Raw genomic sequence first — 7,051 nt, 5'->3', positions numbered from 1 at the left:
ACCGCCCGCCCCGCTGGTGCGACGGCCACCACATCCGGCACTGGGCCGACGGCGGCACCACCAGCCTCGACAATGCCGTCCTGCTCTGCGGCCACCACCACCGACACCTGCACCACGGCGACTGGGCCGTCCAACTCGGCCGCGACGGCCACCCCGAGTTCGTCCCACCCGCCTGGCTCGACCCGGAACAACTCCCCCGCCGCAATCACTACCACCGACGCAGATAGCCAACGGGGCAGCTGCCCGTTTGCGCGGGGCGCGGGGCGCGGGGCGCGGATCAGGCGACACCGAGCGTGGCGGCGAGCTGGCCCAGGCCGACCGGCGCGTCAGTGGACCGCCACACGACCGCGACCAGCTTCCGGGCCGCCGGCCGGTCGTGCACCTCCCCATGGGCGGTGCGCTCCGCGTCGAGCAGCGTCCGACCCGCCCGGAGCATGTCGCCGACCTGGGCGTACGCGCGGGCCACGTCGAGGAGGTACGCGGCCCGATGTTCAAGCGGGATCCACCGCCACTCGTCTCCGGCCACCAGCCGCTCGTGCCGCGCCATCGCCGTTGGACTGTCACCGAGGGCCACCTCGACAATCACGCGGGCTGCCTCGACCGCCGCCCGGGAAAAGCTCCCGCCGCCGTCCGTGCCGAGGTCCCGGCTGATCGTCTCGGCCTGGTCGAGTGACTGGTGGGCGAGTTGTTCATCTCTTCCGCCTGCGGCGGCGAGGGCGACCTGAAGGAGCAGCGTCCCACGCAGCGCCACGCTGGCCGAGGACCCGACGCCGAGCTCGTGCGCTCCGATGCGGTCGGCGGCGGCGACCGCCGCGTCCAGGGCGGACCGTCGTCGACCCCGAGACCGCAGCGCCTGACTCAACGGCACGGTGGCGGTGCCGGCCAGCTGGGGGTCGTGGGTCGCCAGGGCGACACTCATGCCACGGTCGGCGGCCAGCCAGGCCAGCTCGCCCTGGTCGACCTTGATCAGCACCAGGGCGATGAGCGCGTACACCGACACCAGCAGCCCGTCCATCGTGCCGGGGTGAGCTGCCCGCGCTTCGCGCACGTCGTCGAGCAGGCCGGGCAACAACATCAGCAGTGCCGAGTACCGGGCATGCCGATAGCTCTGCTCGGCATGCGTCAGCCGGGTAGCCACCTCCTCGGCCAGTGGCGGTCGGTCCGTGCCCGGCAGGTGGTACCGGGCCAACGCCGTCCGGATCCCGTCCACCCCGGCGACGACCGGCGTCGGCCGTGTGGGCCGCGCCCCCAGCAGTACCTCCACGTCGATGCGCAGCGTCTCAGCGACCTCCCGCAGGTTGGACACCCGCTCCAACCGACGTACCCCACGCTCGACCTTGTCCACCCAACTCTTCGACTTGCCGAGCCGGTCGGCGAACTGCTGCTGCGTCATGTTCCGCCGCACCCTCCACTGCGCGACCCGGCGACCCACCGGCAGCTCGTTCACCGCCGGCCCGTCGCGCTCACCGCACGACCCCAACCACCAACAGCACGAGTACGACCACAGCGATCACGAGTCCGTAGGCGTACTGCCGCCGGGTGAGCGGTGCCCGCGTCGGCCGGGGCGGACCAGGCACCCGATCCCCGTCCGGCTGCGCAGGCCGCGCCCCGGCGATCGGGTACGCGGGCGGCAACGGCCCGTCCGGCAAACGTTCGTCCAACTGTGCCTCCTAGCGGCGCGACGGAATGGTGGCTGATGGAGGTGGTGGGTGCTGGATCGGCGGGTGACGGAGTGCAGGTCAGGGTGGGTGACACGGGGGTACCACCCACCCTGCCCACCTGGAGGTGCTCCGCTGCTGACGAGAGAACCTTCAAGGCCAACTTAGAGTGCAGTGAGTACAGAGTCAACACAGGATGCACAGAGTGTCATGTTCGATGACATGCTCAGTGGGCTGACGAGAGGTGGCCCCGCCATGCCGAGACAACCTGTATACGAGCAGGTCATCGATGACGTGATCCGCTCGATCCAGTCCGGCACGCTCCAGCCCGGCGACAAGTTGCCGTCCATCGCCGAACTCGGCGAGCAATACAAAGCCAGCGCCACGCCCATCAGACTGGCCCTGCGGATCTTGGATGAGCGGGGCTGGATCGAGGTGCACCAGGGCAAGGGGTCGTTCGTGGCACCGAACCAGCCCGCCTGACTCCCTGGGCGCCCACTCGCGGGTATTCGCTCGACGCCGGCATGGCCGGCTGCCACCATGCTGAGCGATGCTGGACGACAGGGCGAGCACGCCACTTCTCGCGACGTGGGCGGACGTCGATCCGGCGCGGCACCCGTTCGACCCGGTCGAGATGTCGGTGGCGGTCCGAACGTTGGCTCCCAGCTCACCCTGCAGTGGTTCCTCACCGCCGCCGGCATACCGTCGGAACGGGCGCAGGCGCTGGTCTTCGGTGCGCTCAAGCGTTTCGGCTGGTGGGCGCCGCTGACCGCGGTGGAGATCGGCGAGATCGCCGAACGGGTCGCCCGAGACGCGCTCAGCCCCACCGGGATCGTGCCGACCGGCCGAATCGACAACTGGCCCGACACGTGGCCACATGGTTGGCCGTCCTGGCGGGCGACGAACACCGGCTGGGGCGCCGGGTCCCCCTCCGACCGAGGGCACTCCGCCTGAAGTCACCTCGCCGGCACCGCGACGATCCGTACAACTTCGGGGAAGTTGCCGCGTCGACGAGGCCTTGAGGCAGCAACTTCCCCGAAAGTGCGCGGATCTTGCCGCGCGCCCCAGGGGGCGGGGCGGACCGGCGTGCTTGGCCGCGCGCGAACGGATCTCGCGCAGTAGGTTGGCGGGGTGACTGGACGGTTCCCGATCGAAGACGTCTCCCCCGTCGTCTCGTGCGGGCGGTACCCGGCAAAGGCGGTGGTCGACGAACCGGTTCCGGTGTCGGCGCGCGCCTACCGGGAGGGGCACGACGCGCTCGGCTGCAACGTGGTGTGGCGCGGCCCGGACGGCGAGCAACGGCCGTTCACCCGGATGCGTCCCGGCGAGCCCGGCCAGGACCGCTGGCACGCCACCATCGCGCCGGACGCCGTCGGTTCGTGGACCTTCTCCGTGGAGGCGTTCCAGGACCCGTACCTGACCTGGCAGAACGCGGTAACCAAGAAGATCGCCGCCGGGCAGGGGCCGGAGGACCTGGCCAACGACCTGGCCGAGGGCGCGCGGGTGCTCGCCGCCGCCCGGGACCTCGTCCCGGCCGCTGACCGGCCCCGGGTCGCCGACGCGCTCACCGCCCTGGCGGAGACCGACCTGCCGCTGCCGCAGCGGGTCGACCCGGCGCTGGCCCTGGCTGACCTGCTCTGGGAGCACCCGGTGCGGGAGCTGGTCACCGCCGGTGACACGTACTCGATCTGGGTTGACCGCAAGCGGGCGCTCTACTCGGCCTGGTACGAGTTCTTCCCCCGTTCCGAAGGGGCGGCGGGTGGCCGGTCCGGCACCTTCGCGACCGCCACCGAGCGGCTGCCGGGTGTCGCCGCGATGGGCTTCGACGTGCTCTACCTGCCGCCGATCCACCCGATCGGCCGAGTCAACCGCAAGGGCCGCAACAACGCGCTCACCGCCGGGCCGACCGACGTGGGCTCGCCGTGGGCGATCGGCGCCGCCGAGGGCGGCCACGACACGATCCACCCCGATCTGGGTACGCCGGCGGACTTCCGGGCCTTCATCCAGGCGGCGGCGGCGCACGGCCTGGAGGTGGCGATGGACCTGGCGTTGCAGTGCGCGCCGGACCACCCGTGGGTCACCGAGCACCCGGAGTGGTTCACCACCCGGGCCGACGGCAGCATCGCGTACGCGGAGAACCCGCCGAAGAAGTACCAGGACATCTACCCGGTCAACTTCGACAACGACCCGGAGGGCATCCGGGCCGAGGTGCTGCGGGTGGTGCTGCACTGGGTCGGCGAGGGCATCCGGATCTTCCGGGTCGACAACCCGCACACCAAGCCGTTCGACTTCTGGCACTGGCTGATCGCCGAGGTCAAGGCGGTCGATAAGGACGTGCTGTTCCTGGCCGAGGCGTTCACCCGGCCGGCCATCATGCACGGCCTCGGCAAGATCGGCTTCACGCAGTCGTACACCTATTTCACCTGGCGCACGACGGCCGCCGAGATGCGGGCGTACTGCGAGGAGCTGATCGAGGCGGCCGACTACATGCGGCCGAACTTCTGGCCGAACACCCCGGACATCCTGCACGAGTCGTTGCAGCACGGCGGCCCGCCGATGTTCAAGATCCGGGCGGTGTTGGCCGCGCTGCTCTCCCCGTCCTGGGGTCTTTACGCCGGCTACGAGCTGTTCGAGCACGTGGCCCGGCCGGGCGCCGAGGAATACCTGGACAACGAGAAGTACGAGCTGCGCCCCCGGGACTGGGCCGGCGCGGAGGCGCAGGGCCGCTCGCTGGCGCCGTTCCTGGCCACCCTCAACCGGGTACGCAACGACAACCCGGCCCTGCACCACCTGCGCAACCTGCGCTTCCACGAGATCGACAACCCGGCGCTGCTCTGCTGGTCCAAGCACGACCCGGAGACCGGCAACACGGTCATCGTGGTCTGCTCGTTCGACCCGCGTGTGGTGCAGTGGGGCAACACCACCCTCGACATGCCGGCGCTCGGCTTCGACTGGCACGAACGGTTCACGGTGCACGACGAGCTGACCGGCACCAGTTACGACTGGGGTCAGCGCAACGCGGTACGCCTCGACCCGTACCTGCAACCCGCGCACGTGTTGACCGTGCGTCGCCCGACCCCGCCGAGCGTGCCGCAGCCGGCGGGCAGCGAACCGGCTGACCTCACCGTCGCCGAGGTGCCGGACGACCTCTCCGGCGGCACCGCGCCGACCGCCCCGGTGCCGACGCCGCCCCGCCGCGCCCGCCCCGTCCCGACCCCTCCGCGCCGGTCCACCGCCGGCCGGTCCGCCCCGGCGCCAACCGACGCCGCACCGAAGGACGCCCGATGGACCAGCTGATCTCCGGCGCGACGCACGACCCGCACGCGCTGCTCGGCGCGCACCCCGCCGACTCCTCGACGACGATCCGCACCCTGCGCCGGGGCGCCGGCGACGTGGTGCTGCTCGTCGGCGACGAGCGGCACCCGATGAAGCGGGTACACGACGTGGGCGTCTTCGAGGCGCAGGTCGACGCCACCGTGCTCGACTACCGGGTGGAGGTCGACGGCACCACTCACGACGACCCGTACCGCTACCCGCCGACCCTCGGCGAGCTGGACGTGCACCTGATCCGCGAGGGCCGGCACGAGCGGCTGTGGGAGGCGCTCGGCGCACGGGTCTTCGACGAGGGCGTGGCGTTCAGCGTCTGGGCGCCAAACGCCCGTGGGGTGCGGGTGGTCGGCGACTTCACCGGCTGGGGCCCCGACGACGGCTGGCCGATGCGGTCGCTCGGCTCCAGCGGCGTGTGGGAGCTGTTCGTCCCCAACGCCCGGGTCGGGGCCCGCTACAAATACCGGGTGCTCGGCGCCGACGGCCAGTGGCGGGACAAGGCCGACCCCCTGGCCGCGTACGCGGAGGTGCCGCCGGCCACCGCCTCGGTGGTGCACCACTCGACGTACCGGTGGAACGACGCCGACTGGCTGGCCCGGCGGGCCGAACGGCAGCCGCACCAGGAGCCGATGAGCATCTACGAGGTGCACCTCGGCTCGTGGCGGCCCGGCCTGGGCTACCGCGAGCTGGCCGAGCAGCTCACCGCGTACGTCACCGAACTGGGCTTCACGCATGTGGAGTTCCTGCCGGTGATGGAGCACCCGTTCGGCGGCTCCTGGGGTTACCAGGTGACCGGCTACTACGCGCCGACCTCCCGGTTCGGCGACCCCGACGACTTCCGCTTCCTCGTCGACCGGCTGCACGCCGCCGGCATCGGCGTACTCCTGGACTGGGTGCCCGCGCACTTCCCCAAGGACGAGTGGGCGTTGGCCCGGTTCGACGGCACCCCGCTCTACGAGCACCCCGACCCGCGGCGCGGCGAGCACCCCGACTGGGGCACGTACGTCTTCGACTTCGGCCGCAACGAGGTCCGCAACTTCCTGGTCGCCAACGCGCTCTACTGGTGCGACCAGTTCCACGTCGACGGGCTGCGGGTCGACGCGGTCGCCTCGATGCTCTACCTGGACTACTCCCGCAAGCACGGCGAGTGGGCCCCCAACCAGTACGGCGGCCGGGAAAACCTGGAGGCCATCGCGTTCCTGCAGGAGGTGAACGCGACCGTCTACAAGCACCACGCCGGCGTCGTCATGATCGCCGAGGAGTCCACCGCCTGGCCGGGCGTCACCCGCCCGACCGCCGAGGGCGGGCTGGGCTTCGGCTTCAAGTGGAACATGGGCTGGATGCACGACACCCTGCTCTACACCTCGAAGGACCCGATCTACCGCCAGCACCACCACCACCAGCTCACCTTCTCGCTGGCGTACGCCTGGAGCGAGAACTACGTGCTGCCGATCAGCCACGACGAGGTCGTGCACGGCAAGGGCTCACTGGCCGGCAAGATGCCCGGCGACACCTGGCAGCGGCTGGCGAACGTGCGGGCGCTGCTGGCGTACAAGTGGGCGCACCCCGGCAAGCAACTGCTCTTCATGGGCTCCGAACTGGCCGACGACCGGGAGTGGAGTGAGGAACGCGGCCTCGACTGGTACCTGCTGCACGACCCGGCCCGCGCCGGCGTGCAACGGCTCGTCGGCGACCTCAACCGGGTCTACCGGGACACCCCGGCGCTCTGGGCACAGGACACCGATCCGGCCGGCTTCCGCTGGATCGCGGGCGACGACGTCGCCAACAACACCGTGTCGTTCGTCCGGATCGCCCCGGACGGCTCGACGCTGGTGTGCGTGGCGAACTTCTCCGCCCAGCCGCTGCACGACTACCGGATCGGCCTGCCGGCCGGCGGGACGTGGACCGAGGTGCTCAACACCGACGCGCACCACTACGGCGGATCGGGGGTGGGCAACCTGGGCGAGGTGCGGGCCGAAGACGTGCCGTGGCACGGGATGGTCGCCTCGGCGGCCCTGCAGGTGCCACCGCTGGGCGTCGTCTGGCTCCGTCGAAGCTGACGCGGC

At 71.3% G+C, this 7,051-nt stretch carries 7 protein-coding genes; 5 read left to right on the top strand and 2 right to left on the bottom strand.

The window, feature by feature from the left end:
• Nucleotides 1-227 (top strand): HNH endonuclease (locus V6U86_RS17000; RefSeq protein WP_334504334.1); only part of this gene is annotated, 227 nt, incomplete at its 5' end.
• Nucleotides 228-277: 50 nt separating this feature from the next.
• Here the strand turns inward: V6U86_RS17000 and V6U86_RS16995 are convergent.
• Nucleotides 278-1,432 (bottom strand): helix-turn-helix domain-containing protein, encoded by a 1,155-nt coding sequence (locus V6U86_RS16995; protein WP_334504352.1) that lies wholly within the window; start codon nt 1,430-1,432, stop codon nt 278-280.
• A gap of 31 nt (nt 1,433-1,463) precedes the next feature.
• A complete protein-coding gene (locus V6U86_RS16990; RefSeq protein WP_334504331.1) occupies nt 1,464-1,661 on the bottom strand; it encodes a hypothetical protein in 198 nt (65 codons plus the stop codon).
• 207 nt (nt 1,662-1,868) lie between these two features.
• On the opposite strand from V6U86_RS16990, the gene V6U86_RS16985 reads away from it, so the two are divergent.
• From V6U86_RS16985 to glgB, 4 genes are all read left to right on the top strand, one after another.
• Complete coding sequence (locus V6U86_RS16985; protein ID WP_334504329.1) at nt 1,869-2,141, top strand: winged helix-turn-helix domain-containing protein; 273 nt, start codon at nt 1,869-1,871, stop codon at nt 2,139-2,141.
• Nucleotides 2,142-2,198: 57 nt separating this feature from the next.
• On the top strand, nt 2,199-2,612 hold the full coding sequence (locus V6U86_RS16980) for a hypothetical protein (RefSeq protein WP_334504327.1): 414 nt from the start codon (nt 2,199-2,201) through the stop codon (nt 2,610-2,612).
• Nucleotides 2,613-2,789: 177 nt separating this feature from the next.
• Nucleotides 2,790-4,955, top strand: a complete 2,166-nt coding sequence (locus V6U86_RS16975) for an alpha-1,4-glucan--maltose-1-phosphate maltosyltransferase (protein WP_334504325.1) — start codon at nt 2,790-2,792, stop codon at nt 4,953-4,955.
• Nucleotides 4,943-7,045, top strand: coding sequence for a 1,4-alpha-glucan branching protein GlgB (gene glgB / locus V6U86_RS16970; RefSeq protein WP_334504323.1), 2,103 nt, complete (start codon nt 4,943-4,945; stop codon nt 7,043-7,045). The genes V6U86_RS16975 and glgB overlap by 13 nt, the downstream gene beginning before the upstream one ends.
• Nucleotides 7,046-7,051: the final 6 nt, after the last annotated feature.

The sequence above is a fragment of the Micromonospora sp. CPCC 205558 genome (genome assembly GCF_036902955.1).
Lineage (GTDB): Bacteria > Actinomycetota > Actinomycetes > Mycobacteriales > Micromonosporaceae > Micromonospora.
Note: the sequence above shows the minus strand (reverse complement) of the source record. Positions and strands in the feature narration are given on the sequence as shown.